The 1,424-nt window shown below is 55.9% G+C and carries 1 rRNA gene; it reads left to right on the forward strand.

What is annotated here, in order from left to right:
- A 23S ribosomal RNA gene (locus ACIGO8_RS34000) occupies positions 1-1,392 on the forward strand; the annotation flags it as partial.
- Between the last annotated feature and the right edge of the window lie 32 nt (positions 1,393-1,424).

A 1,424-nucleotide genomic window follows, 5' to 3' on the forward strand; every position in this document is an offset into this window, starting at 1 on the left:
CTGAGACCTGATGCCGAGCCGATTGTGGTGAAGTGGATGATCCTATGCTGTCGAGAAAAGCCTCTAGCGAGTTTCATGGCGGCCCGTACCCTAAACCGACTCAGGTGGTCAGGTAGAGAATACCGAGGCGTTCGGGTGAACTATGGTTAAGGAACTCGGCAAAATGCCCCCGTAACTTCGGGAGAAGGGGGGCCACGTCTGGTGATGAGTCTTGCACTCTGAGCTGGGGGTGGCCGCAGAGACCAGCGAGAAGCGACTGTTTACTAAAAACACAGGTCCGTGCGAAGCCGTAAGGCGATGTATACGGACTGACGCCTGCCCGGTGCTGGAACGTTAAGGGGACCGGTTAGTGACCTTTCGGGGTTGCGAAGCTGAGAACTTAAGCGCCAGTAAACGGCGGTGGTAACTATAACCATCCTAAGGTAGCGAAATTCCTTGTCGGGTAAGTTCCGACCTGCACGAATGGCGTAACGACTTCTCGACTGTCTCAACCATAGGCCCGGTGAAATTGCACTACGAGTAAAGATGCTCGTTTCGCGCAGAAGGACGGAAAGACCCCGGGACCTTTACTACAGTTTGATATTGGTGTTCGGTTCGGCTTGTGTAGGATAGGTGGGAGACTTTGAAGCAGCCACGCCAGTGGTTGTGGAGTCGCCGTTGAAATACCACTCTGGTCGTGCTGGATGTCTAACCTCGGTCCGTGATCCGGATCAGGGACAGTGTCTGATGGGTAGTTTAACTGGGGCGGTTGCCTCCCAAAGGGTAACGGAGGCGCCCAAAGGTTCCCTCAGCCTGGTTGGCAATCAGGTGTTGAGTGTAAGTGCACAAGGGAGCTTGACTGTGAGACCGACGGGTCGAGCAGGGACGAAAGTCGGGACTAGTGATCCGGCGGTGGCTTGTGGAAGCGCCGTCGCTCAACGGATAAAAGGTACCCCGGGGATAACAGGCTGATCTTCCCCAAGAGTCCATATCGACGGGATGGTTTGGCACCTCGATGTCGGCTCGTCGCATCCTGGGGCTGGAGTCGGTCCCAAGGGTTGGGCTGTTCGCCCATTAAAGCGGTACGCGAGCTGGGTTTAGAACGTCGTGAGACAGTTCGGTCCCTATCCTCTGTGCGCGCAGGAATATTGAGAAGGGCTGTCCCTAGTACGAGAGGACCGGGACGGACGAACCTCTGGTGTGCCAGTTGTTCTGCCAAGAGCATGGCTGGTTGGCTACGTTCGGGAGGGATAACCGCTGAAAGCATCTAAGCGGGAAGCCTGCTTCGAGATGAGTATTCCCACCTCCTTGAGAGGGTAAGGCTCCCAGTAGACGACTGGGTTGATAGGCCGGATGTGGAAGCCCAGTAATGGGTGGAGCTGACCGGTACTAATAGGCCGAGGGCTTGTCCTCAGTTGCTCGCGTCCACTGTGTTAGTTCTGAAG

The organism is Streptomyces sp. NPDC053493 (assembly GCF_044544825.1).
Taxonomy (GTDB): domain Bacteria; phylum Actinomycetota; class Actinomycetes; order Streptomycetales; family Streptomycetaceae; genus Streptomyces.